General features: G+C 63.8%; 14 protein-coding genes. 8 read left to right on the top strand and 6 right to left on the bottom strand.

Annotation, left to right across the window (positions count from 1 at the left end; all coding sequences use genetic code 11):
* On the bottom strand, positions 1–4,148 hold a 4,148-nt coding region (locus KIH76_RS02495), incomplete at its 3' end, for an Ig-like domain-containing protein (protein WP_219069201.1).
* A gap of 367 nt (positions 4,149–4,515) precedes the next feature.
* Between KIH76_RS02495 and KIH76_RS02500 the strand changes: the two genes are divergently transcribed.
* Entirely contained in the window at positions 4,516–5,871 is a 1,356-nt protein-coding gene (locus KIH76_RS02500) for a hypothetical protein (RefSeq protein WP_219069203.1), read from the top strand.
* A 155-nt stretch (positions 5,872–6,026) separates the two neighbouring features.
* Here the strand turns inward: KIH76_RS02500 and KIH76_RS02505 are convergent, their stop codons facing one another.
* A complete protein-coding gene (locus KIH76_RS02505) occupies positions 6,027–6,983 on the bottom strand; it encodes a conjugal transfer protein (protein ID WP_219069205.1) in 957 nt (318 codons plus the stop codon).
* Positions 6,984–7,193: 210 nt separating this feature from the next.
* Between KIH76_RS02505 and KIH76_RS02510 the strand changes: the two genes are divergently transcribed.
* The 6 genes from KIH76_RS02510 to KIH76_RS02535 all read left to right on the top strand — a co-directional run bounded on the left by KIH76_RS02510 (position 7,194) and on the right by KIH76_RS02535 (position 16,205).
* Positions 7,194–8,339, top strand: a complete 1,146-nt coding sequence (locus tag KIH76_RS02510; protein ID WP_219069207.1) for a hypothetical protein — start codon at positions 7,194–7,196, stop codon at positions 8,337–8,339.
* Positions 8,336–8,974 (top strand): TetR/AcrR family transcriptional regulator, encoded by a 639-nt coding sequence (locus KIH76_RS02515; RefSeq protein WP_219069209.1) that lies wholly within the window; start codon positions 8,336–8,338, stop codon positions 8,972–8,974. The genes KIH76_RS02510 and KIH76_RS02515 overlap by 4 nt, the downstream gene beginning before the upstream one ends.
* A gap of 163 nt (positions 8,975–9,137) precedes the next feature.
* On the top strand, positions 9,138–11,483 hold the full coding sequence (locus KIH76_RS02520) for a glycoside hydrolase family 3 N-terminal domain-containing protein (protein ID WP_219069211.1): 2,346 nt from the start codon (positions 9,138–9,140) through the stop codon (positions 11,481–11,483).
* Between the two features lie 275 nt (positions 11,484–11,758).
* The gene (locus KIH76_RS02525; RefSeq protein WP_214373205.1) at positions 11,759–12,292 is read left to right on the top strand and encodes a MarR family winged helix-turn-helix transcriptional regulator; all 534 of its coding nucleotides are present in this window, start codon (positions 11,759–11,761) and stop codon (positions 12,290–12,292) included.
* Complete coding sequence (locus KIH76_RS02530; protein ID WP_214373206.1) at positions 12,289–14,190, top strand: ABC transporter ATP-binding protein; 1,902 nt, start codon at positions 12,289–12,291, stop codon at positions 14,188–14,190. The genes KIH76_RS02525 and KIH76_RS02530 overlap by 4 nt, the downstream gene beginning before the upstream one ends.
* On the top strand, positions 14,187–16,205 hold the full coding sequence (locus KIH76_RS02535; protein ID WP_219069213.1) for an ABC transporter ATP-binding protein: 2,019 nt from the start codon (positions 14,187–14,189) through the stop codon (positions 16,203–16,205). Before KIH76_RS02530 ends, KIH76_RS02535 begins: the two co-directional genes overlap by 4 nt.
* Before the next feature lie 205 nt (positions 16,206–16,410).
* Here KIH76_RS02535 and ilvD read toward each other — a convergent pair whose 3' ends face one another.
* Together ilvD and KIH76_RS02545 are read right to left on the bottom strand one after the other, a co-directional pair.
* Complete coding sequence (gene ilvD, locus KIH76_RS02540) at positions 16,411–18,273, bottom strand: dihydroxy-acid dehydratase (protein ID WP_214373208.1); 1,863 nt, start codon at positions 18,271–18,273, stop codon at positions 16,411–16,413.
* Positions 18,274–18,384: 111 nt separating this feature from the next.
* Complete coding sequence (locus tag KIH76_RS02545) at positions 18,385–19,098, bottom strand: 3'-5' exonuclease (RefSeq protein ID WP_236036782.1); 714 nt, start codon at positions 19,096–19,098, stop codon at positions 18,385–18,387.
* A gap of 68 nt (positions 19,099–19,166) precedes the next feature.
* Here KIH76_RS02545 and KIH76_RS02550 point away from each other — a divergent pair, with 68 nt between their 5' ends.
* Entirely contained in the window at positions 19,167–21,329 is a 2,163-nt protein-coding gene (locus tag KIH76_RS02550; RefSeq protein WP_214373209.1) for a GTP-binding protein, read from the top strand.
* 87 nt (positions 21,330–21,416) lie between these two features.
* Here the strand turns inward: KIH76_RS02550 and KIH76_RS02555 are convergent, their stop codons facing one another.
* Positions 21,417–23,918 carry a bifunctional lysylphosphatidylglycerol flippase/synthetase MprF gene (locus KIH76_RS02555; RefSeq protein WP_236036810.1) on the bottom strand — a complete coding sequence of 834 codons (2,502 nt, stop codon included), beginning with the start codon at positions 23,916–23,918 and terminating at the stop codon, positions 21,417–21,419.
* A 185-nt stretch (positions 23,919–24,103) separates the two neighbouring features.
* Positions 24,104–25,480: an alpha/beta hydrolase gene (locus tag KIH76_RS02560; RefSeq protein WP_236036783.1), complete on the bottom strand. Its 1,377-nt coding sequence runs from the start codon at positions 25,478–25,480 to the stop codon at positions 24,104–24,106.
* Between the last annotated feature and the right edge of the window lie 250 nt (positions 25,481–25,730).

Raw genomic sequence — 25,730 nt, forward strand, 5'->3', positions numbered from 1 at the left:
TAGGTGTACCAACCGTCGCATGAGGCTGACAGGCTGACGTATTTGACCGTGTCGCCGATGCGGTAGTACATCTTTGCCCCGTCCCACGATGCGGCCGGCTTGTAGTACACCGTCATCGGCTGCTTGGCAGCGGGAGCTGAACATTCAGGGGCCGTCGAGGATGTCTTGCCGTTCGTGACTGCAAGAATCTTTCCGCTGCCCCAGTAGCCGTTGGATTGTCCGTTGGTGCTGCCGTTGTTGTCGGTGTGCTTGTTCGGCCCGTCGGTGAATACGAGCTTTACCTTCGTTCCGCCGGTGTCCTCGATCTTGTAGGTGTACCAACCGTCGCATGAGGCTGACAGGCTGACGTATTTGACCGTGTCGCCGATGCGGTAGTACATCTTTGCCCCGTCCCACGATGCGGCCGGCTTGTAGTACACCGTCATCGGCTGCTTGGTCGCGGGCTTGGTGACGGTGAGCTTGACCGTGGCCTTCACGTTGCCGGATTCGGCGGTGATGGTGACGGTGCCGGTGGACTTGGCGGTCACCTCGCCCGTGCCCATCACCGTCGCGATGGACGAGTCAGAGGAGGACCAGGAGACGCGGGCCGTGTCCTGCGCGGACGCGGGCGTGACGGTGGCCTTCAGAATGGCCGACTTGCCGACCTGCAAGGACAGCTTGCCATTCTTCACACCGTCACCCGAAATCGTGATCTTCTCGACAGAAGCCACACACGGGCTTACGGAGCCGAGCTGGCCGTTCTTGAGCACGATGGTCGCGCCGGACGCCTTGTAGTTCTGGCCGCCGTTGTTGTCCCACTGGCCGGAGCCGTTGGTCACCACGAACTCGACCTGCTGCTCCTTCACGTCCTTGATCGTGTAGGAGACCCAACCGTCGCAGGCCGCGGTCATCTTCACGCCCGGAACGGTGGTCCAGGTGCCGGAACCGACACGGTAGTGCAGGTAGGTGGAGTTCGCGCCGAAACCGGTGCTCGGGTAGAACACGGTCGTGTTGTTCGCCACGGGCTTCTCACCGGTCACGGTCATGGCAACGGTCGCGGACTTGCCGCCCGCGGTCGCCGTAATCGTCGCGGTGCCCTTCTTCACGAACGTCACGAGGCCGTTCTTGTCAACGGTCGCGACCGAAGTATCGGACGACTTCCACGTGACCTTCTTGTTGGTCGCATTGTCAGGCTTGACGGTAGCGGTCAGCTGTGCGGAGGTCTTGCCGGCGGCCAGATCGGCCGTCAGCTTGCCGGACTTCACGCCGTCGCCGGAGATCGCCACGGACTCGACCTTCACGGTCGTGTCCTCGCCGGAACCGCCGTCGGAGGAATCCGAACCGCCGATGCGTGCGAAGTTCACGGTGAAGTTGTCCTGATCGGACTTCTCGAAGCTGTTGTTCTCCTGCGAGCCGGCCGAATCGTCCAGATCGGCGTTGTCGTTGACCGCGAGATCGTACGGGAGCGCATCCATGCCGGACTTGCCCATCGTGGCGACCAGCTGCACGCCGAGACCGCTCTTCGCGATCTTCGCCGCGTCGGTACCGAGTTCGCTCAGCGGGATGGACATCTCATAGTGGAAGTCCATCGTGGACGAGTTGTGGCCCTTCTCGTTGAAGTTGACCCAGTTCGCCTTGCCGTCGGCCTTCATGTCGCCGGGCACGCGGCCGTTGTTGGTGCCGTACGCGCCGTCGATGCCGTTGACCTGCGAGCTCAGAATACCGGTGCCGTACTTGAACACGATGCCGGACTTCTCGGTCTCGGTCTTCGCGTTGGCCGCCGGGCCGTACTGCGCGTTCGCGTTCAGGCCGTCGCTGTCGCCGCCGTAGATCCACGGGCCGTTCGCGCCGTTCGTGGAGATCGCGAGCACCTTGTTGAGCTTGTTCTGCCAGGTGATGCCGGAATCCCACAGCGTGCCGCCGGTGTTGAGCTGCGCGCTCTTGCCGATGCGCGTGGAGCTGTCGCCGGTGTCGAACGCGAAGAAGAACGGGACGTTCATGTTGTTAAACAGCGTGCCCTGCGTGAGCGGGTAGTTGTCGTTGGGTGCGACCACGTCCTGCACGTTGGTCATCTCCCACATCAGGTACAGGTTGTCGTCGTCGTACGTGCCGTACAGCGTGTACAGATCGATCGGGACCTCGTACATCGAGTTCGGACGGTACACGCGCGGATCGTCGTTCGCGGCGCCCTGCGCGATGATCATCGAGCTGTCCCAGTCGTTCGTGTCGCCGTCGACCGTGATGGTCTTCTTCGTGGCGTTCGTCTTCGTCTGGTACTGGGCGGCGAGATTTTGCGCTTCGACCTCGGTCTTCGTGTACGTGTACGTGTTCTTGAGCGTCTCTCCGGTCTCCGCGTTGGTGGCGGTAACGGTCACGGTGACCTTCTCGCCGATCTTCAGGGAGCCGCCGACTTCGATGGTGTCGCCGTCCTTGAACGAGCCGGACTTGCCTTCGGAGGTGGTGTACTTGGCGTCCTTCACGTTCTTCGCGTACAGCGTGACGGTGGTGGAGTCGGTGCTGAACGACTTGGATGCGGTGGCGGAGACGGAGGCGACCTTCGCGGTGCTGCCTTCGGCATCGTAGTAGACGCTCACGGCGTTGCCCTTGGCGGTGCCTTCGGTGATCTTGCCGCCCGCGACGGTGATGGTGCCGCCGTTGACCTGGTCCTTGTACGTGCCGTCGTCCAGCGTGGTGGCCGAACCGACCAGGCTTGTGTCGCCGCCCATGTTGGCGACCACGACGCCGTCGTTGGCATGGTTGCCGTCGGAGACGTAACGCTCGACCATGAGGCAGGAGTTCTGGCCGCTGCAGTTGCGCAGGTACTCGGCCTCGCCGTCCATCGCGTTGCGGAAGTGGTTGACCGCCACGACGGACTTGTCCTTCCACATGTCGTCGCCGGCGTCGCCGAGCTGGCTCTTCTCCGCGAACTGCGGGTTCGAGCCGCCGGATCCGACCGGACGGTTGAAGTACAGCGGCGCGCCGGCCTGACGGGAGGCGACGAGCGCCCAGCCCATCTTCAGCTGGTAGTCGTTGAGGTACGTGGATTCCTTGTCGCCGTTCGCGTAGTTGTCGTGCGATTCGACCCACGTGACGAGCTGGTCGTTCTTCGCACCGCCGTTCGACAGGTTGTTGAGCGTGCCGGCGCTCAGGTTGCCGTTCTTGATCGCGGCGCGCACGGTCTGGCCGTAGCTGGACGCGGTGTTGCCGCCGCCGTCCGACGAGTACTTGGTGAACAGGTCGGCGTAGCCCTTGTAGTTGAGGCTGGAATCACCCTGCAGCACTTCGCCGTACTGGTACTGCGCGCCGTTCTGCAGGATCGTGTCCCAGTAGATCGAGTGCTCGCCCAGCTCGTCCGGCAGCTCGACGTGCTTGGCCGCATCGAAGCGGAAGCCATCCACGCCGTCCGAGACGGCCTGCACGAGGAAGTCCTTCATCTTGTTCGCGGCGGTCTGGTTCTGCGTGTTGATGTCCCACAGGCCGAGCAGGTGGCACTGGGTGACCTGCCAGCGGTTGGAATAGTTGATGTTGTCGCCGTTCGCGCCGGAGCAGTTGGTGCGCTTGTGGAAGAGGCTGGTGTCCTTCCAGTCGGAGTCGATGGCGTTCCAGTCGGAGGTGAAGTGGTTGGCGACCACGTCGACGATGATGCGCACGCCGTACTTGTGCGCCTCGGCGGTGAGCGCCTTGAGATCGTCCTCGGTGCCGACGACGAAGTTGCCGATCTTCGTGTTCGTGGGCTGGTAGACGTAGTACCAGTTCTCGGTGAACTTCTTGCCGTTGGCGGTGTTGACCTTGATGTGGCTCATCGGTTCGGTCTGCACGGAGGTGTAGCCGGCCTCGGCGATGGCGGCCATGTTCTCCTTGATGGTGTTGAACGACCACATCCAGGCGTGCAGGATGGCGCCGGAATCCATTGATTCGGTCAGGCCGTACTTCTCGCGGGCGGCCTCGAACGTGGCGTTGCCGCGGGTGTTGGCGTAGCTGTCGGTCACGCCTTCGTCGGCTGTGGCCGACATGGTGGCGACGGATACGCCGCCGAGCAACGTGGCTGCGGCGGCGAGCCATGCGACCGCTTTCTTGCCAACCTTTGCAAACGGGGATTTGCGGCGGGCATGGCGCGGTTCTTGCGAACGCGCGCCGCCTTCCGAATCCGATGGATAGCCGGTATACATGCTGCTCCTTTGCTTCTGTGGTCTCACAAACGCGCGAACTGACGTTGAACTATGCACACGTTCCCATGTGTTTTGTTCGACGAAAATCGCTGTTTACTGCCGATTTCACCGCGTTTGCAGTATGTTGGCGGCTATTCTTCGACAACGTTTGCACTATTGGGTTATGTCGAGGGCAATACCTTGCTGTTCCGGTGGGCTTGTGGCTCCGGTTCATTCCGGTGCTGTGGAGAGGAACGCTCTCTTCAGCGTCTTTGCTTACTCTTGCACTCAATGGTAACCCATTTTTGCAAGCGTTGTCAATTTGAGGGATGTTCGTTGAACGGTGCGTTCGTTACGTGGGTGCGTTAGCATCGGGGCGATGACTGATGTGACTGAACCTATGATGATGCGGCGCGACGCGCGTGCGCTGACGTGGCTGTTTCCGATGTCCGACCGCAGCGACCTGCTGCTCTACCTGGCCGTGATCATGCTGCCGGTGGACGGCACGGTGGTCGGGCCGTACGCGCCGTTCTGGACGCCGATCTCGCCATGGCTGTTCCTCGCCTACGCGGTCGCGAACTGGCGCGACCTGCCGCGCGTATACCGCCGGTTCCGCGAATGGATGCTGCTGCCGGCCGTGCTGGTCGTGCTGTCGGCGCCCGGATGGGCGACATTCGCGTTCCATCCTGTTCCCGCGTTGACGAGTCTCATGGCGGTGGTCTGCGCGCTGGCCTGTCTCGCCTCGCTGGACATCGCCCTGCGTTGCAAACGGTTGCCGTGGCAGGGCCTGCTGCGTGCGCTCATCGCGGCGTACTGGTTCGCGTTCGCGGTGGGCGTGGTGCAATGGCTGGGCATCAGGCTGCACCTCGGCTCGGTGAAGTCGTACTTCACGCATCTCATGGCCCGCGAATACATCACCAGCACCTCCCATTGGGGCGGCGGACGCCCGCAGTTCCTGTTCGCCGAACCCAGCTACATTGGCATGCACCTGTTCGGTGTACTTTTACCGCTGCTGTGGGTGATACGTTCGCGCGACTCCATCTATCGCAAGCGTCTGCGCGACCTGATCGTCGTGTTCGCGGCCGGATCGGTGGTGATGGGGGCCGGCGTGCGCATCATTCTCGATTCGTTGGTCGCCCTGATTGTCGTGATCGTCGAACGCGTGCATTGGCGGCAACGCTCCCAGCGCAACCGCGGCATCGCGGCATTGGCCGGCACCATGCTGCTCGGCGCGGTCAGCATCGCGTTGAACAGCCGTCTCAACAGCATCGCGGCGAACGGCATGGACGGCGACGGTTCGTTCTACGGTCGCATCTGGCAGTCGCTGGGGCCGATCTGCGGACTGTTGCGGCATCCGCTGTACATCCTGACCGGCTACGGTGCCGGTAGCATCGCCGACGCCACCCATGCCGGGGCCCGCGACGCCGTGCGGTTGCTGGGGTCGCTGCATCTGAACACCGCCAGCCCGGTCGCATGGTATAGAAGTATGACGGCCGACAGCATCTGGACGATGAGTGCCTACACGAGCTTCCTGACCGAATACGGTCTGGTCGGGTTGGCTCTGGTCATGGGATTGCTGGCGTGGCGCATCACGGCTCGCCGCATGTGGACCAAGACGGTGATCTGCTGGTTCGTGCTCGTGGCTTACTTATACGTCCAGTTCGAAGGATACGCGTTCTACGCCATCCCGTTGCTGACGTGGTTCGTCGAGTGCGACGCGCGATCGTCGACGCACGCCATATAAACGACGGTGGGGGCGTTTCCGTATCGTTTGGAAACGCCCCCACCGTCGTGTGCTGGAAGATCAACTAATGCTTTGTCGGACTTAACGTGATGGGTCTGACGCTCCCTCAGTCGGCTTTGCCGACAGCTCCCTCGGCCGAGGGAGCCGAGAACAAATTAGGCCCGGTGAGCGCCGTGCGTATGTGTGTCGCGCTGGTACTGCGCGAAGATCTTTACGGCGTAGGCCAGCGTGGTCAAGATGGCGACCGCGACCAGAATCATCACGGTCGTGGCACCGGTCGAGGCGAGCGTGCCGGGCTGCTGGGTCTCGTTGGAAGCCGTCGCATGGGAAGCGGAGCCGGTACTGTTGGTGTTGTTGGACTTCGTGGCAGTCGCCTGGGTGGTGGACTTGCCGGTCGTTGCGGTGCCGGCGGATCCGTTGGACTGCGAATCCGTGCCGCTGGTCTTGGAGCCGTTGCCGGACGTGGTGCCGGAGACATTGGTGGTGGAACCGTTGACGGAGCTCGAGCCGCTCGTGCCGTTGCCGACGTTCTTCGTCGCGTCGGCGATCACCTTGCTCAGATTGTCGTGCCACTGCTGGAGCGTGTTCACGAGATCGAGATGATCTTGCTTGAGTTGGTCGTGATCCTGCTTGAGATCCTCGTGCGTCTGATCGAGATGCGTCTGCGCGTCCTGCGCATCCTGATGCAACGTGTCATGCGTGTCCTGCAGCCGATCCTTCGCGCCGTCGGCCGCATCCTTGATGTCGTCATGGGTCTGCTGCGCGTTCTGCCACGCCTGATCCGCATCCTGCCGCAGGTCGTCCGCGTCCTGATGAGCCTGATCATGCACATCCTCGGCATGCTGCTTGGCCGTATCGGCATCCTGCTTGATCTGATCCTTCGTATCGTTCGCATGCTGCTTGGCCGCGTCGATATCCTGCTTGATCTTGTCGTTCGTGTCCTTCACCTGCTGCAGGGCGTCGTCGATCTTGTCCGGCAGCGTACCAGACACGTCGGTCTGTCCGTCGATCGTCACATCCAAGCCATCCGCCATCGCGCCGGCCGGCAATCCGAACGCCAGACCGCACGTCGACAACACGGCGACCGTCGCCGCGAGGATCCTCTTCTTCATAGCCGTCGTCTCGTTTCCTTACGTTTTCGATATATGCTCATACGGGTTTCAACCCGGTATTATAGGCCGCCCGCGGGTTTGCGTCATCGGACAGTTGTATGGTTGTATGTCTATTGAGCGGGGAAGCGTTGCCGGTTTTCGACGATTGTCCGGTGAATGATGATAACGGATGCTGCGTGGCATGCCGGATGATGACCGAAGGAGCGAACCATGGAGACGTTGACGACATTGGCGGTCGACCCACACGTCGAACAGATGTCTGATCTCGAACCGGCCGGGCCTGATCTGCCGGATTTCTTCGACGGTGAGGAGCCGTCGTCGTGCGATTGGGAGGACGGTTGGTGCTCGGAACTCGCCACGCACTACATTCTCGCGTACTGCAGCTATCCGGACTGCAAGGACGACCATACGTCGCGGTACTGCCTGCGGCACTACATCATCAATCTTGGCCTCAAACTCGATCATCTTAAGGTGTGCCCGTCCATGCGCATCGCCTCGACGCCGGACGATATTAGGCGTGTGGTCATCGAGCATGTGCCCGGCTTCGGCGAGATCGGCGCGGAATCCCGCCGGCGGGGCAATGACGCGGCGCGTGACGATGCGGATCGTGACACGGTTCAGGATCCCGCGGAGGAACGGATGGCGGATGATGACAGGGTCGACGACGAGTTTGCCAAACTGGAGGAGTCTCGCGTCCACTCCGGCTCATACGACTCGCTGCACATGGACGAGACCACGACTCTCGCCGACGTGCAGCGGTGGCTGGACGGCCTGGAACTGTGCCATTGGCGGATGCGCGTCATGTATTTCAGCTGGCTGGACGACGAACTCATGTATCTGCAGGAAAGCCGGTACGACAATTCATGGGAGGGTGACCCGTACCGCTCCCGCGTCTACGATCCGATCGCGAACGAACTGGAATGGTCGGCGGCCGACAGTCTGTCGATCGAGCGTCGGGGACTGCTGGCGCCGAAACTCGTCACCGACCAGAATCCCGATACCGGTGAACTGCGGTACTGGTACACGTGCGACACGCTGCGGGCGCAGGAGATGATCGAATCCGGCCAGTTGACCGACAGCGAGATGATTCGCGTGCCGAAGACGTTCGCCCTCGTGGAGGAGCGCACGGACACGGTGATGCCGTTCACCGACGGTTCGTGGCTGCAATGGAAGGCGCAGTTCGACGGCGACGAGAACCAGATGACCATCTGCGATGCGGCGACGTTCCGGCGCTCCATCGTGCCGTACCTCGAGTACTACGACGAGAATCGGCCGCTTGACGTCGCCGAGGCGATGGCCAAGGCCGCGCAGCTCGAGGGGCGGATCAACCGCATGATCAGGGACGGTGTACGGTGAACGCCGCGGTGCATGAGGGCCGGCGTGTGCGCAAATCGCCCGATGAGCGGCGGCGTGAAATCCTCGACGCGGCCGTACGGCTGATCTCCGAACGCGGGTACAATGGCATCTCCCTGCAGGACGTGGCCGACGAGGTCGGCGTGACCAAGCAGGGCGTGCTGCGGTACATCGGCAGCAAGGACAACCTGCTGGCGATGGTGTACCGCGACAACTACAACGCCACCGGCAACGTCGAGGAATTCATGGAGTCGGGCCTGCCGGGCAGTGCGCCCGACGATCTGCGGTTCCCCGCCTACCTGCGGTTCCTGGTGCGGTACAACTCCGGCCGACGCATGCTGGTGCAGCTGTTCTCCGTGCTGCAGGTCGAATCGTTCAACCCCGATCATCCGTTGCACGCCGAGTTCGCGGGGCGTGCGGATGGGATGTGGGAATACTATTCCGCGTTCGACTGGCGTATTCCGCCGCGGATCGGCTCATGGGACGAGCATATGCGCCCGGTCGTCCGGCGCGCGATGGAGACGATGGACGGCGTGCAGCTGCGATGGCTGCGCGAGCCGGCTATCGATCTCAACGAGGAGTGGGCCGATCTCGAGCCGCTGCTGTTCCCGGCAGAGGTGTGGAAAGGGTATTGCTGACGGTTGGTTTAGCCATGGCGTGAGCTGATTTCGATGTCTGGCCATACGGCGTTTTCATGCGAATTACCTGTGCGCATGTGCGTGTCGTGCGCACCTTCATATTAAACTACCAATTGGTAACTATAAATTGTCGTTTGATTTCACCGAAGAAAGAGAAAACGCCATGGCCATAACCGCATCAACCTTGCCATATCGCGATCCGAGCCTGACGGATGACGAACGCGTCGCTGACCTGCTCTCCCGCATGACGCTGGAGGAAAAGGTCGGCCAGATGATGCAGCTCGACGCCCGCAGCGCCGACCTCGAGGACCTGATCGTCAACAAGCACGTCGGTTCGATTCTGCACACCAGCCCGGAGGGCCTGCCCCGCGCGGTCGAACTGGTGAACACGAAGACGCGCCTGGGCATTCCGCTGGTCATCGGCGACGACTGCATCCACGGATACTCGTTCTGGCCGGGCGCGAGCATCTTCCCCGAACAGCTCGGCATGGCCGCCAGCTGGGACGCCGACAAGATCGAGGCCGTGGGCCGCGCCACTGCCGAGGAGGTCTCCTGCACCGGCGTACATTGGACGTTCTCCCCGGTGCTGTGCATCGCTCGCGATACCCGCTGGGGACGCGTGGGGGAGACGTTCGGCGAGGATCCGTATCTGATCGGCGAACTGGCGTCCGCGATCGTGCGCGGCTATCAGGGCGGCGCCAAGGCCGGCGAACCGCTGCCCAAGGATGCGATCCTCGCCTGCGCCAAGCATTTCGCCGGTTACTCCGAGACGCAGGGCGGGCGTGACGCGTCCGAGGCCGATCTGAGCCACCGCAAGCTCGAGTCCTGGTTCCTGCCGCCGTTCGAGCGCGTCGCGAAGGAAGGCTGCGGCACGTTCATGCTCGGCTACGAGTCGATCGATGGTGTGCCGGTCACGTTCAACAAGTGGCTGCTCACCGACAAGCTGCGTGGGGCATGGGACTACCGTGGCATGCTCATCACCGACTGGGACAACGTCGGCCGTTCCGTATGGGAGCAGAGGATCAAGCCAGACTATGTGCGTGCCGCCGCCGACGCGGTCAGGGCCGGCAACGACCTTATCATGACCACGCCGCAGTTCTACGAGGGCGCGATCGAGGCCGTGCGCACTGGCCTGCTCGACGAATCACTCATCGACGCCGCCGTGAGCCGCATCCTCTCGGTCAAGTTCCGCCTCGGCCTGTTCGAGGACCCGCGCCTGCCCGACAAGGCTCGCATCGCATCCGTCATCGGGTCGGACGAACATCAGCGTCTCAATCTGGAAATCGCCCGGGAATCCGTCGTATTGCTGCGCAACGACGGTACGCTGCCGTTCGCTGCCGACGCGGTGCGCCGCATCGCCGTCGTCGGTCCGCTCGCCGACGATGCGCAGACGCAGCTCGGCGACTGGGCCGGCAGCTCCGGCCAGGTCAACTGGATGCCCGACGGCCAGCCGCGCGACATGATCGCCACCGTGCTCGACGGCATCCGCGAACTCGCCGGCGATTCCTGCGATGTCGTGTATTCGCGCGGCGCGAACGTCGTCGACCTTGTCGACGACCCGGCCGGCAAGTTCTTCCCAGACGGCCAGCCGCGGCCGAAGGTCGCCGTCAATGCGGCCGTCGACCAGGATCTGATCGACGAAGCCGTGGACAATGCGCGTCAATCCGACGTGATCGTCGCCGTGGTCGGCGACGTGGTGCAGCTGATCGGCGAAAGCTGTTCGACCGCCACGCTCGATCTGCTCGGCGGGCAGAACGCACTGCTCGACGCGCTCGCGGCCGTCTCCCGTGAAACCGGCAAGCCGATGGTCACCGTGCTCATCAGCTCCAAGCCGCAGATCCTGCCCGCGAGCATTGTCGGTGCGAACGACGTGTTCGCCAAGCGCTGCAACGATCCGGCAGCCGGCGTCGGTTCGATCCTGTGGGCGCCCAGCCCGGGCATGGAGGGCGGGCGTGCCATCGCCGAAATCATTTTTGGCCGGATCAACCCGTCCGGACGTCTGCCGATCACGTTCCCGCGTCACGCCGGCCAGCTACCGGTCTACTACAACCAGATCCGCGGCCAGCACGGCGACCGGTACGCCGACCTCACGCAGGATCCGGCGTTCGCGTTCGGCGAGGGGCTCGGTTATTCGACCTTCGAGTACGGCGATCCGGCGATCACCGGCGGTGCTTCGCACGGCGACGGCACATTCGCGGTAGACGACACCGTGCATGCCTCGATCACGCTGACGAACATCGGCGACCGGACCGGCACCGAAGTCGTGCAGGCGTACGTCAGCGACGTCGTCACCTCCTACAGCTGGACCGACCGCGAGCTCAAGGCGTTCCGCCGCGTGACCCTGGAGCCCGGCGAAAGCGCGACCGTCACGTTCGACATCCCCGTCGCCGACTGCGCGATCGTCGACCCGGACGCGCGCCGCATCGTCGAACCCGGCGAGTTCGAACTGCTCATCGGCCATTCGTCTCGCCGCGAGGATCTCAAGTCGATCTCGTTCATCGTCTCGTGACGCCCGCTGCGGCGAGATTCGGATAGGGGCGCGTGCCCGCATGCGGCAATGCGTGCGGGCACGGGGTGGCCGATCCGCAGGTGTTCGGGGACGATCGGGTGCTCGCCGTCGTCCGTGTCGGGGTGTTTCCCGCTCTCGCGTGTGTTGCAGTGACGTGCGACACGCCGATTGTTGTATGTGCAACTGTTGTATGAGGGGCGCATTAGTCTTTGATGTTGCATATACAACAGTTTCATATGGGACTGTTGCAGGTACAACATCATGATGGGAGGAATATGGATCAGCATGTCCTCAGCATCGAAATGCGTTCGCTGAGCAAGGCAGTGGATCGCTATCTGGGCGAAAGCATGCCGGAATCGGCGCGTGTGGCGACCGGGGGTAACGCGCATATCATCGTGTTCCTCGCCCGTAATCGCGACAAGGACATCTACCAGCACACCATCGAGCAGAAATTCTGCATCACCCGTTCCACCGCGTCTCGCGTACTTGCCCTGATGGAGAAGAAGGGGCTCATCATACGCGAACCGGTACCGCATGACGCACGGCTCAAACGCATCGTGCTCACCGCCAAGGCCGATGACATCGTCGCCGATCTGAAGGCGAACGCCGAACGGACGGAACGACTGCTGGTCGAAGGGCTGAGTCCCTTGGAGCGGGAGACACTGCGCCAATGCATCCGCCGCATGCGGCAGAACATCAACGAGGCGCAACACGAGTTTGAACAACATGCGGATTCCCGTGCGCATGCGGCGCTTGCGCCGGACGAGGAACCCGAAAACGACGACGATATGAAGGAGGAAAGCAAATGAGCGATAACGCAGCCGCAACCGAAGCGGCCATCGAACGGTCGCGCAAGGCCGTCGAACCGGACCGGCCGAAGCACATCATCCGCACACTGGCCGGATCGATGCGCGAGTATAAGAAGGAGAGCCTGCTCGCGCCGCTGTTCGTGTTCATCGAAAGCATTCTGGAAATCGTGATCCCCACGGTCATGGCCTCGCTCATCGATCAGGGCATCACCGGCGGCAGCATGCCCGCCATCGTCAAGTTCGGCCTGATCCTGCTCGTCTGCTCGCTCGTCTCGCTGTCCTGCGGATTCCTCGCCGGCAAGTTCGCGGCCATCGCCGCCGCCGGCTTCGCGAAGAACCTGCGACGCGACCAGTTCGAGAAGGTGCAGGCGTTCAGCTTCACCAACATCGACCGGTTCTCCACCGGCTCGATCATCACCCGCCTGACCACTGATGTGACCAACCTGCAGAACGCCTACGGCATGATGATCCGCATGGGCGTGCGCGCCCCGATCATGGTCGTCGTCGCATGGATCTTCTCGTTCCGCATCTCGCCGTCGATCTCGCTGGTGTTCCTTGCCTGCGTGCCGATCCTCGGCCTGGGCCTGTGCGGCCTTGCCGTGCTCGTGCACCCGGTGTTCGAGCGCGTGTTCCACACGTACGACGCGTTGAACAACGTCGTCGACGAGAACCTGCAGGGCATCCGCGTCGTCAAGTCCTACAACCGCGAATCCCATGAGATTTCCAAGTTCGACCGCATCTCGCAGCGCATCTTCAAGGACTTCACCAAGGCCGAGCGCATCATGAGCTTCAACAGCCCGATCATGATGTTCTGCATCTACGCGTCGATGATCCTCATCTCGTGGATGGGCGCGCAGCAGATCGTCGCCTCCGGCAACAACGCCGCACTCGGTCTGACCACCGGCGACCTGACCGCGCTGGTGACCTACGCGATGCAGATCCTCATGGCCATGATGATGCTGTCGATGATCTTCGTCATGATCATCATCTCCCAGGCGTCCGCCGAACGCATCTGCCAGGTGCTGCAGGAGGAAAGCACCGTGACGAACCCGTCCAAGCCGATCACGACCGTGGCCGACGGCTCGATCAGCTTCGACCACGTCACGTTCCGCTACTCCGGCACCTCCGAAAAGCCGGTGCTCGACGACATCGACCTCGGCATCCGCTCCGGCATGACCGTCGGCATCGTCGGCGGCACCGGCTCGTCCAAGTCGTCGCTCGTGCAGCTGATCCCGAGACTGTACGACGTGAGCGCCGGCTCGCTCAAGGTCGGCGGCGTGGACGTGCGCGACTACGATCTCGAGGTCCTGCGCGACCAGGTCGCGATGGTATTGCAGAAGAACGTGCTGTTCTCCGGCACCATCGCCGAAAACCTGCGTTGGGGCAACCCGGACGCCACCGACGAGGAGATCCGCCACGCCTGCCAGCTCGCGCAGGCCGACGGCTTCATCCAGGAATTCCCCGACAAGTACGACACGTACATCGAACAGGGCGGCACCAACGTCTCCGGCGGCCAGCGCCAGCGCCTGTGCATCGCGCGAGCGCTGCTCAAGAAGCCGAAGATCCTGATCCTCGACGACTCGACCTCTGCCGTCGACACCAAGACCGACAAGCTGATCCGCGCCGCGTTCCACAACGAGATCCCGGACACGACCAAGATCATCATCGCCCAACGCGTCGCCTCCGTGCAGGAATCCGACATGATCCTCGTCATGGACAACGGCCGCATCATGGCCCGCGGCACGCACGACGAACTGCTCAAGACCTGCGACGAATACCGGTCCATCTACGAATCCCAGACCAAGAACACCGCCGAAGGCCAGGCCGCGCTTGACGCGGAGGCCGCCCGCGAAGCCGCCGCGGTGCGCGAAGCCGCACAGGAAGGAGAGGCACGATGAGCGATAAGAAGCAGAACTTCAACAATCGCAAGCCGGGCATGGGCAAACCGGCCCCCGGCACCACCAAGCGCATCTTCGGATACATCATGGCATACCGGTGGCGTGTGGTCGCCATCGTGATCTGCATCCTCGTCGGCGCGGCCGCACAGGCCGGCTCGGCGCTGTTCCTCCAGTCGCTCATCGACACATATATCCTGCCGATGGTGGGAGCCGAGAACCCCGACTGGGGGCCGCTGCTGAGGGCCGTGACGCTCATGGGATGCCTGTATGTCGTCGGCATCGTGGCGAGCTGGCTGTGGCAGTGGCTCATCGTCACCGTCGAACAGGGCACGCTCAAGAAGATCCGCGACGACATGTTCGCCCACCAGCAGTACCTGCCGATCCGCTACTTCGACACCAACGAGCACGGCGACATCATGAGCCGCTACACGAACGACACCGACACGCTGCGCCAGGCCATCAGCCAGTCGTTCCCGCAGATGTTCGCCTCGATGATCTCCGCGATCGCCGCCATCATCTCCATGCTGTGGCTGTCCATCCCGATCACCGTGTTCGTGCTGCTGTTCACCGTGCTGCTCTTCTTCATCATCCGCAAGGTCGTCTCCCGCGCCGGCCGCTACTTTGTTAAGCAGCAGCAGTGGCTCGGCGACGTGAACGCGTTCGTCGAGGAATCCGTCAACGGACAGAAGGTCATCAAGGTCTTCAACCACGAGGACGCCACGCAGAAGACCTTTGACGAGAAGAACGAGGAACTGTTCGAGGCGGCCGCCGAGGCGAACACGTGGGGCAACGTCACCATGCCGATCGTCGGCAACATGGGCTACATGCTCTACATCCTGCTCGCCATCGTCGGCGGCGCGATGGCCCTCGGCGGGGTCGGCAACGTCGGCCTGTCGGGCTTCGGCACGCTCACGCTCGGCACCCTCATCTCCCTGCTCACCCTGTCGCGCTCGTTCATCAACCCGCTCGGCCAGGTCTCCATGCAGCTCAACATGGTGATGATGGCGCTCGCCGGCGCCTCCCGCATCTTCGCGCTCATGGACGAGCCGGTCGAGGCCGACAACGGCACCGTGACGCTCGTGAACGTCGAGCTGGGCGAGGACGGCCGCACTATGCGCGAGGTCGATCATGAGACCGGCCACTGGGCGTGGAAGCGCGAGGAGGGCGACGACGGTACCCGTTCGCTCAAGGCTGCCGAAAAGCTGCGCGGTTCCGCCCGCGAAGTCGCCGTCAAGGCCAAGGAACAGGCCATCACCTCGCCGGACGGCCGCTACACGCTGCTCAGGGGCGACGTGCGCTTCACCAACGTGACCTTCGGCTACAACCCCGACAAGCCGGTCTTGCACGACATCACCTGGTTCGCCAAGCCCGGCCAGAAGGTCGCGCTCGTCGGCGCGACCGGCGCGGGCAAGACCACGGTGACCAACCTCATCAACCGGTTCTACGACATCCAGGAAGGCCAGATCCTCTACGACGGCATTTCGGTCGCCGGCATCAAGAAGCCCGATCTGCGTCGTTCGCTCGGCATCGTGTTGCAGGACGTGAACCTGTTCACCGGCACCGTGATGGACAACATCCGCTACGGCCGGCTCGACGCCACCGACGAGGAATGCATCGAATCCGCGAAGCTCGTGAACGCGGACGGCTTCATCCGCATGCTGCCGCAGGGCTACCAGACCGTGCTCGAAGGCGACGGTTCGGGCCTGTCGCAGGGCCAGCGCCAGCTCATCTCGATCGCGCGCGCCGCGGTCGCCGACCCGCCGGCCCTGATCCTCGACGAGGCGACCTCGTCGATCGACACCCGCACCGAGGAGGTCGTGCAGGCCGGCATGGATGCGCTCATGAAGGGCCGTACCGTGTTCGTCATCGCACACCGTCTGTCCACCGTACGCAACTCCGACGTGATCATGGTGCTCGACCACGGCAACATCATCGAACGCGGCTCGCACGATGAGCTCATCGCGCAGCGAGGAGAGTATTACCAGCTTTACACGGGTGCGGTGGAACTCGAGTAATAGCCGATACGGACGGCCTGACGGCCGACTGTCGACATACCTCAGCGCTGCCGCGCTTCGGCGTCGCCTACGGACAGTCCACTGGACTGTCCGCTTGACGGCTCCGCAGCTCTACACGGGTGCGGTGGAACTCGAATAGGTTCGCCGCATACGAAGAAAGCCTCCGCGATTGCGGAGGCTTTCTTCATGATTGACGGAGAATCCGTCAGGCCAGACCGGAGAGCTTGTTGATCAGATCCGGATCGCGGGTGGCGCCCTTGTCGGCGGAGCGGGCGAAGGCGGCGTACGCCTTGAGCGCCTGGCTCACCTTGCGGTCGCGATGCGCCACATAGCCGTCGCCGGCCTCGAGCTCGGCACGGCGCTCGGCCAGCTGCTCGTCGGTCAGCTCCACGTTCACCGAACGGTTCTCGATATCGATGTTGATGATGTCGCCGTTCTTGATGAGCGCGATCGGGCCCTTGTTCGCGGCCTCAGGCGCGATATGGCCGATCGCCAGACCGGACGAACCGCCGGAGTAGCGGCCGTCGGTCAGCATGGCGACCTGCTTGCCGATGCCCTTGCCCTTGACGAACGAGGTCGGGTACAGCATCTCCTGCATGCCAGGGCCGCCCTTCGGGCCCTCGTAACGGATCACCAGCGCCATGCCCGGCTTGAGCGTGTCGTTCAGGATGACCTCGATGGCCTGCTCCTGCGATTCGACGACCAGCGCCGGGCCACGGAACTTCCAGATCTCCTGCGGCACGCCGGCGGTCTTCACCACGCATCCGTCGGGCGCGAGGTTGCCGCGCAGCACGGCCAGACCGCCCTCGTGGATCTCCGGGTGATCGATGTCGTGGATCGCGCCGTTCACGCGGTCGGTGTCGAGCGAGTCGAACAGCGTCTCGTGCGTCCACGGTTCCGGAGACACGATGTGGCCCGGTGCCGCGTGATACATGGTCTTGGCCTCTTCGGTGCAGGTCGGGCGCATGATGTCCCAATCGTCCAGTTTGGCTTCGAGCGACGGGTAGTCGACCGAATGCACGTCGCGGTGCAGCTTGCCGGCGCGGTCCAGCTCGCCGAGGATGCCGGTGATGCCGCCCGCGCGATGCACGTCGGAGATCTCCCACTTGCCAGACGGGGACGCCTTGCAAATGCACGGCACGGTGTGCGAGATACGCTCGATGTCGTCCAGCGTGAAGTCCACGTCGGCCGACTGCGCCATCGCGAGAATGTGCAGCACGGTGTTCGTGGATCCGCCCATCGCGACGTCCATCGTCATCGCGTTCTCGAACGCGTGCTTGGTCGCGATCGAACGCGGCAGCACGGAGTCGTCGTCCTCGTGATAGTAGCGGTTCGCGATGTGCACGATCTCGCGCGCGGCCTTGCGGAACAGCTCCTTGCGGAAACCGTGCGAGGCCAGGATCGTGCCGTTGCCCGGCAGAGCCAGGCCGATCGCCTCGGTGAGGCAGTTCATCGAGTTCGCGGTGAACATGCCGGCGCACGAACCGCAGGTCGGGCACACGGTCTTCTCGTAGTTGAGCAGATCCTCCTCCGAGATGTTGTCGTCGGCGGACGCGTACATGACGGAGATCAGATCGGTGTTCTTCTTGACGGTGCCGTCGGCCAGTACCGTGGTGCCAGCCTCCATCGGGCCGCCGGAGACGAAGATCGTCGGGATGTTCAGGCGCAGCGCGGCCATAAGCATGCCCGGGACGACCTTGTCGCAGTTCGGGATGCAGATCAGCGCGTCGGCGCAGTGCGCGTTCACCTGGTATTCGACCGTGTCGGCGATGATGTCGCGGGACGGCAGGGAGTACAGCATGCCGGTGTGGCCCATGGCGATGCCGTCGTCCACGGCCATTGTGTTGAACTCGCGCGGGATGCCGCCGGCCTCCTTGATCGCCTCGGAGACGATGCGTCCGACCTTGTTGAGGTGCACGTGGCCGGGAAGGAACTCGTCAAACGAATTGGCGATGGCGATAATCGGCTTGCCGAAATCCTTGCCGTCGACACCGGCGGCTCGGTAGAGGGCTCGGGCGCCCGCGAATACGCGCCCATTCATCAGTTTCGCGGATCTCATTTCTGCCATGACTCTATTCAAGCCCTTAATCGAGACACGCGTGTTGTCAATAGTCGGATAGTGGAATTCACATATCGTTTACGTTGCGCGGCGTCCGGGACACCGCGCGCAACTCCACGATCAGCGGTCGTGATCGCGCATCCATTCGAAGCACATGCGCGTCTGCTCGGCATCGGCCAGCGCACGATGTTCCTCCACATCGGCGATGTCGAACCGCTGGATCAGGTCGAGCAGCCGGTGGTGCCGTTCGTCGGGGAACATCGCCCGGCTCATCTCCAACGTGTCGATCACGCGGTTCGGCACCGGCCGGTGCAGCAGACGATCCGCCGCGGCGGCGATGAACCGGATGTCGAAACGGATGATGTTGTGCCCGATCAGCACGTCGTCGCCGCACCAGTCGAGGAACACAGGAAGCACGTCGTCTAGATCGGGGGCCGGCTCAAGCATGTCGTCGGTGATGCCGGTCAGCTGCGTGATGCGCCAGTGCAGTGGCCTCATCGGGTTGACGAGCTGCTGGAACGTGGCGACCGGTTTGCGATCGCGCACTTTGACCGCGCCGAATTCGATGATCGTGTCGCGCTGCCAGCTGATGCCGGTCGTCTCCAGATCGAGCACCACGTAATTGTCGGGCAGCTGCATGGTCATCGTCGTGTCTCCATATCTTTGTGATAATGCCGAACACCGCCGTCCGTCGCGCGGGTGCAGCATCGTGCGGTCCGTGCCGTGACGCGTGGGCGAATCATCATCATACAGGCATGCGGGCGACCGGCGCACGACGATGGGTATGCTGGTGGGGTAATGGCCGGACAGGCCGCGGAACAGGTCGTGGATCATGGATCATATGGTGCGGCGTCACGCGGCCGGCAGGCCGTATGGGCGAGGCAAAGGAGTTCGGGAACGGCATGAAGCACATCGTCGCAGGCATTCTCGCGCATGTGGACGCGGGCAAGACCACGCTGTCCGAGGCGTTGCTGTACTCCACTGGTACGATTCGCAAGCTCGGCCGCGTCGATCACGGCGACGCGTTCCTCGACACCAACGTGATGGAACGCGCCCGCGGCATCACGATCTTCAGCGAACCGGCCGTCATCGAGTCCGGAGACCTCGAACTCACCCTGCTCGACACGCCCGGCCACGTCGATTTCGCGGCCGAAACCGAACGCACGCTGCGGGTGCTCGACTATGCGGTGCTCGTCATCTCCGGCGCGGACGGTGTGCAGGGGCATACGGAGACGCTGTGGCGGCTGCTCGCGCGATACCGGGTGCCCACGTTCCTGTTCGTCAACAAGATGGATGCGCCCGGCGCGGACCGTGCGGCGTTGCTGGCGCAGCTCAAGCACCGGTTCGGCGACGGCGTGACCGATTTCGAGGATGCCGCGGCGACCCCCGAGACGAGCGAGGACGTCGCGATGCAGGACGAGGTGGCGACGGACGCGCTGCTGACGGACGGCATGATACCGCTCGACGACATCCGGCGCATGATCGCCGAGCGCAAACTGTTCCCCTGTTTCTGGGGTTCGGCGCTCAAGATGGACGGCATCGACGCGTTCCTGGCCGGATTCGAACGGTATGCGCGCGAACCGGATTATGATGCCGCGCCCGAATCGTTCGGCGCCCGCGTGTACAAGATCTCGCACGACGCGCAGGGCAACCGGCTGACGTGGCTGAAGGTGACCGGCGGCGAACTGAAAGCGAAGACGATGGTCGACGGCGGCTTGAACGGCGACGGGGCGCCGGACGCCATGCACGACGGCCGCGATGCGGACGCCGGGGACGGCTGGAGTGAGAAGATCGATCAGGTGCGCGTGTATTCCGGCGCGAAATTCACGACCGTCGAATCGGCGCCGGCAGGCTCGATCTGCGCGGTGACCGGCCTGACGTGCACGTTCCCCGGCGAGGGACTGGGCCGTGAGCGTGACGCCGCCAGCCCGAGCCTGCAGCCGGTGCTGACGTATACATTGCTGCCCGGTGACAACGATGTCCACAAATGTCTGCTGGCATTGCAGCAACTGGATGACGAGGATCCGCTGCTGCATGTGGTGTGGGTGCCGCGACTGCAGGAGATCCACGTGCAGCTCATGGGCGCGGTCCAGCTGGAGATCGTCCAGCAGATCCTGCACGACCGGTTCTCGCTGGACGTTGAATTCGGGCCGGGCGGCATCCTGTACCGTGAGACGATCACGCATGCGGTCGAAGGCGTCGGCCATTTCGAGCCGCTGCGGCATTACGCCGAGGCGCATATCCTGCTCGAACCGCTGGAACCCGGCAGCGGACTGCGGTTCGAAAGCGCGGTGAGCGTCGACGAGCTCGCGCGCAACTGGCAGCGGCTGATCCTGACCCATCTGGCGGAGAAGGAGCATCTGGGCGTGCTCACCGGCTCGCCGATCACCGATATGCGGCTCACGCTGGTCGCGGGGCGCGCCCATGAAAAGCACACGGAGGGCGGCGATTTCCGGCAGGCCACATACCGGGCCGTGCGTCAGGGCCTGATGATGGCGCGGGCCGAAGGCAACGTGTCCGGATACGGTTCCGATGCCGAAGATACGGCTTCGGATGGTATCGGTTCCGCGGCGGCCCACGATGACAACGCTGGCATGTCCGACGGCCGAACCACCGCTGCGAACGATGGCGACGATCGTCCGATCGAGCAGGGCTGGTGCCGGCTGCTCGAACCGTGGTACCGGTTCCGACTGGAAATCCCGCAGGATATGGTCGGCCGCGCGATGGCCGACATCCAGCGCATGGCCGGCACGTTCGACCCGGCCGATATCGACGGCGACTACGCGACGCTGACCGGCGACTGCCCGGTATCCGAAATGCGCGACTACGCGATGGACGTGAACGCCTACACGCACGGGCTCGGACGCCTGTCGTGCACATTCGGCGGCTACCGGCCATGTCATAACGCGGACGAGGTGATCCGCGAGAGTGCATACGATCCCGAATCCGATCTCGACAACACCCCGGACTCGGTGTTCTGCGCCCACGGCGCCGGCTACCCGGTCAAATGGTATAAGGTCCCCGAATTCATGCATCTCGGCTACGCCACCGCGATAGCGGTGTGAGCCTGACGGATGCCGCGGCCATGCGCCGATCGTGATACACATGGCCGCGGCGAGTCGGAAAGACGCGAAACGAACGGCCCGGATCCGTCACCGTTGCAGGGTCTTGAGCATGGCCAGGGCCTCGGACACGCTCACGGACGGTACATAGGCGCGCATGACCGCAAGCCCCAGCTGCGGCAGGGCGGCTGGATCGGGATAGCACACATACACCGGCTCCTCGCTCGGCTGGAACTTGCGCTTGAAGTTGAACAGGGAATGGAAACCGTACGCCGGCTCCATCCAGTCGGCCACGATCTGCAACGCGTGCTGCAGCATCGCCGTGCCGGTATCGGTGTGCCCGGTTCCGTCTGTATTGTCTCGGTCGGGATTCATGCCGGCCAGCGGCGCGGCCGACAGACTCATGAACTCGACCGCGCGGTCCGGATCATCCTGTCCCTCGTCACGCAGGCGTTCGGCCATGCGCGCGATCAGGAACTCCATGACGCCGTTCGGGGAATCGGTCCGATGCCGCATGAAATCCAACGTCCAGCCGACGATCCGGCCATCGCGCCACGTCGGCAGCCAACTGGTGACGCCCAGCACCAGTCCGTTTTCGTCGACCGCATACAGGATCCGCACGCGCGGGTCGCGCAGCTCCTCGACACCGCCCAGCGTGAACTTCATCTCCGGCAGCGCCTTCTGTCCGGCCCACTGCTCGGAAATCTCCTCGATCTGCTCGCGCACGTCCGCACCGGCGTCATCGAACGTCGTGAGCACGTCCACGATGCCGTCGCGCTTCGCCTTGTTGATCGCCGTGCGGATGTCCTGCCATTTCTTGCCGGTTGTCTTCCACGTGCGCGGATCGACGACCATCTCGCCGCCCACTTCAAGCGAATACCAGCCGGCGGCCACCAGCGCGTCTCGCTGTTCGCGATGCACTGCATAGAACGCCGGCGACCACGAATGCGCCGCGCAGAACCGTGCGAACTCGCGCAGATCGCTCAACCATTCGCTGCTCTCGCCGAACGGGCCGGTGCAGGTCAGGGCGATGCCGTTGACCACGCGGTACGCCACAGCGGAACGGCCGGTCGGGGAATACCAGTATCGGTTACCTTCCCACGTGGTCATGAAACTCATCGATTCGCCGTCGTGCTCGACCAATGCGCCGGCTTGATGTCGCGCGCGGTCGTCGATGACGAGCACATCGCGCAGCCAACGTACGCATACGATCAGCACCACCGCCCAGAACACAAAACCGACGCCCTGATACACCACGGACGCAGGTACTGTCAGCGGCATGAACCGCAGGCGTGTGCGGCTCAGGAACCCGATCGGAATGAACCGGCCCGGCAATTCGGCCAGCAGATCGGGCAACGTGGCCGATGGGCTGAACTCGCCCGGCCACAGCAGACCGTACCCGAGATAGACGACTACACAGGTCAGCAATGCGGCCAGCATCGAAATCAATCCCCGCCGCAGCCGCCGGGCATCGGTACGAATCGGGAAATGATGCAGCGACATGAGCAGCGCGGCGGCGAACGCGACGGGCAGCAGCGCGTTCGCCAGACATGCCATGATCGCCCCGTGGCGGGTCAATGACGCCAGACCGTCCGGGGCGAACGCCAGCGGCATGACCAGATAATAGACGACAGTCAGCGCGGCCGCGCCCAGATTGCACAGGGCCGTCACCCAAGCGGCGAGCCGGCGGCCACGATACAGCCCCCACGCCATGATGACCATCACCGTGGTCGGCAGCAGCGAACGCAGGATCGCGCCCGGCATCGAGGTGCGCAACAGATCGAACTGGAAGAAACATCCGCGATGCGCGGCACCTGCCAGACATGCGGCCAGACGGGTGGTATCCGGGTCGGCCGGGCTGAGCATCAGGCCAAGCGAGCTCAACGGTCCGACATGCGTAGGCGAGGTGATCGCGAGGATCGGGCCGAGCGCGAGCACCAGCGCGAACGCGGCGAACATGCGACGAGCCTCGAACGACGTGTTCAACTGCCAATGCATCGGATCGATGTGCGACGTGGCGGCACCGGAGCGCCGCACCATGAGCGAGCCGATCAGATGACCGGTCAGTGCGGCCGCCAGCATGCAGTAGTTGCCGGGATTGCCGCTGAACAGCAGCACGGCGAAGATCGACGCGTAGCCGATCAGCCTCATACGCCGCCTCCACAGCGGCCGGCTGAACGCGCTCGCCGCCATCAGCATGCCCACGCCAAGCGTCAGCGGACTGAGCACGAACCGAACACGGTCGATGACGGGCGTGCCCTGCATCAGCGCCGCGAAACCGGCGCACAGCAACAGTCCAAGCACCGTGCCGGCCAGCGTCGACACGGCGCCGACCAACAGCATGCGGACACGTCCCAACAGCGGTTCCGACAGCGACAACATGACCAGCAGCAGGACGACGTCGATCAGCAGTTGCAACACGCCTCGAGCCAGCAGCAGCGTCGCGAGCAGCTTCGACAAACTGAACTCGCCCATCGACGTGGCCAGTTCGGTCAGCGGCAGTCCATGACCGAGCATGGCGGCGATGATCCAGACGACCACGTTGCAGACCGCGAACGTGGCGGCGAACCAGACCGAAAGCAGGTGCGCCATGATCCAGCTGCGGACGTCGCCGAACAGCGCGCGCAGGGCGGGGGAGTACTGCTTGCTGGGCCAGGCGCGACGTCCGGTGCGGCCGCCGGTGGATGCGCCGTTGCGCGCCCCGGGTTCCGGCGGTTGTTTCACTGGCTCCGGCTGCGGCTGTGCCGGCTGTGCCGGATTGATATCTGTCGATACGCTCATCGAATCACCTTCAGTCTCGTGTAGTCCGACCATGTCTTGTCCGTCCTTCCCAATCCGATCCGCGCGCACCACCACGGCAGGGCCGCCTGAAGCGTCGCGTTCACCGCATGCCAGTCATGCCCGGTGCCGGGAACCTCCAGTGTGACCGTGTCCATGCCGGCCTTGCGCGCCGCCGCGCCGATCGTGCGCACATTGGCGAGTGACGTCTTGTCGTTCTCGCCGGCCGCCAACACCGCCGCCTGATCGGACGGCGCATGCGCGGCGATCGCGTTCGCCGGAACCTGAGATTCGTAGGCCCGCCTGTCGCCGCCGAAATACGTGGTGACCATGTGGTCCACGCTGCCGTCGGTCGGTGCGATCTCGCCGTCCACGGCGATCATCGTGCCGAACAGTTCCGGATGGCGCGGCGCCAGCTGCGTCGAACAGGTGCCGCCCTGCGAGAACCCGCCGATCGCCCAGTCCGCGGCTTTCGCGGACACCGGAAGGTGGGCTCGAATCCAAGCCGGCACATCGCCTGTCAGATACGTTTCCGCCTTGCCATGTTTCGTTGTGTCGGCGCACAGGCTGTTGATCGTGTCCGCACCGTTCTGATCAGGAGAGACAACGATCGGAGCAAGACCGTCATGCTCGGCGGCATAGTCGTCGAGCAGCGCGGTGATGCCGCTGGCCGACATCGCACGCCCCGGGCTGCCCGGCTGGCCGGCGAGCAGGATCAGCACCGGCAGTCGCGGCGGAGTTGTGCTCAACGCTGCCGGCGGCAGCCAGACCAGCGCGTCGCGCGCCTGAAAACCGGAGCGCTCATTGCCGATATGCTGCGAATACGTTTTGCCGTGTGCCGGCATGGACGGCAAATCGTCATCCGCCGCCAGCCTGCGCCACCGGGCCACGCTCATCGAGCCGTCTTTGAGTCCGGCCGAGTCGACCGACCGGTACGGCGTGTATCCGAACAACGAGCCGATCGTCTGGTATTCGCCGTAGATCGCGTCGATGCGCAAGCCCGTGCAGACCAGCAGGATCGGCACCATAAGCGCCGAGAGCGCGCGGCGTACACCATGTGCCTGCACCGCCGTCGCGACCGCGAATCCCATGGCGGCGCACCCTGCGGCGGCCGTGAATATCACAGGCCAGCCCAAGGAAACGCCGAACACCATGATGCCGTCGGAGATCAGCCATGCCGCCAGCAGTCCCAGCGCGCCCGAACCGAGCGCGACGGCAGCCTGCATGAGCAAAGCCTTCCTGTCGTCACGCAGCATCTGCCATACGACCAGCGATACGAGCCCGACCGCGCCCAGCGCGAACGCCGTCGACGGCACCGGTCCCGAGACCAGCCCGACCGACATTAACGAACGCATCCAAGCTGTCAACTCCTCCATATCGTGCCTCCCCATGCATGATCCAACCGCGATAGTGTAGGCGGCGAATCTGCAAGCGCAAATCCGCCGCGGGGACGATATCGGCGCGCGTATGCCGGTCGATACGATCGATGTCTCGCATACGCCGGGCGAAACACGAAACAATCGTGAACATCGCATGCGCCATGCGCGCTTTGTCAGCAACGGCGAGGACAATAGACGCGATATGCCGTCATGCATGGGGCCAGGAGGGCGAGGCGCCCGATCCCGA

This window comes from Bifidobacterium simiiventris (assembly GCF_019331715.1).
Taxonomy (GTDB): Bacteria; Actinomycetota; Actinomycetes; order Actinomycetales; family Bifidobacteriaceae; genus Bifidobacterium; species Bifidobacterium simiiventris.

Bases quoted from the DNA above. Each gene is read 5' to 3' on its own strand.
- KIH76_RS02505 (WP_219069205.1), bottom strand. From the start codon at position 6,983: ATGAAGAAGAGGATCCTCGCGGCGACGGTCGCCGTGTTGTCGACGTGC.
- KIH76_RS02520 (WP_219069211.1), top strand. From the start codon at position 9,138: ATGGCCATAACCGCATCAACCTTGCCATATCGCGATCCGAGCCTGACG.
- KIH76_RS02525 (WP_214373205.1), top strand. From the start codon at position 11,759: ATGGATCAGCATGTCCTCAGCATCGAAATGCGTTCGCTGAGCAAGGCA.
- KIH76_RS02560 (WP_236036783.1), bottom strand. From the start codon at position 25,480: ATGGAGGAGTTGACAGCTTGGATGCGTTCGTTAATGTCGGTCGGGCTG.
- KIH76_RS02545 (WP_236036782.1), bottom strand. From the start codon at position 19,098: ATGATCCACGACCTGTTCCGCGGCCTGTCCGGCCATTACCCCACCAGC.
- KIH76_RS02555 (WP_236036810.1), bottom strand. From the start codon at position 23,918: ATGGCGCACCTGCTTTCGGTCTGGTTCGCCGCCACGTTCGCGGTCTGC.
- KIH76_RS02535 (WP_219069213.1), top strand. From the start codon at position 14,187: ATGAGCGATAAGAAGCAGAACTTCAACAATCGCAAGCCGGGCATGGGC.
- KIH76_RS02510 (WP_219069207.1), top strand. From the start codon at position 7,194: ATGGAGACGTTGACGACATTGGCGGTCGACCCACACGTCGAACAGATG.
- KIH76_RS02550 (WP_214373209.1), top strand. From the start codon at position 19,167: ATGAAGCACATCGTCGCAGGCATTCTCGCGCATGTGGACGCGGGCAAG.
- ilvD (WP_214373208.1), bottom strand. From the start codon at position 18,273: ATGGCAGAAATGAGATCCGCGAAACTGATGAATGGGCGCGTATTCGCG.
- KIH76_RS02530 (WP_214373206.1), top strand. From the start codon at position 12,289: ATGAGCGATAACGCAGCCGCAACCGAAGCGGCCATCGAACGGTCGCGC.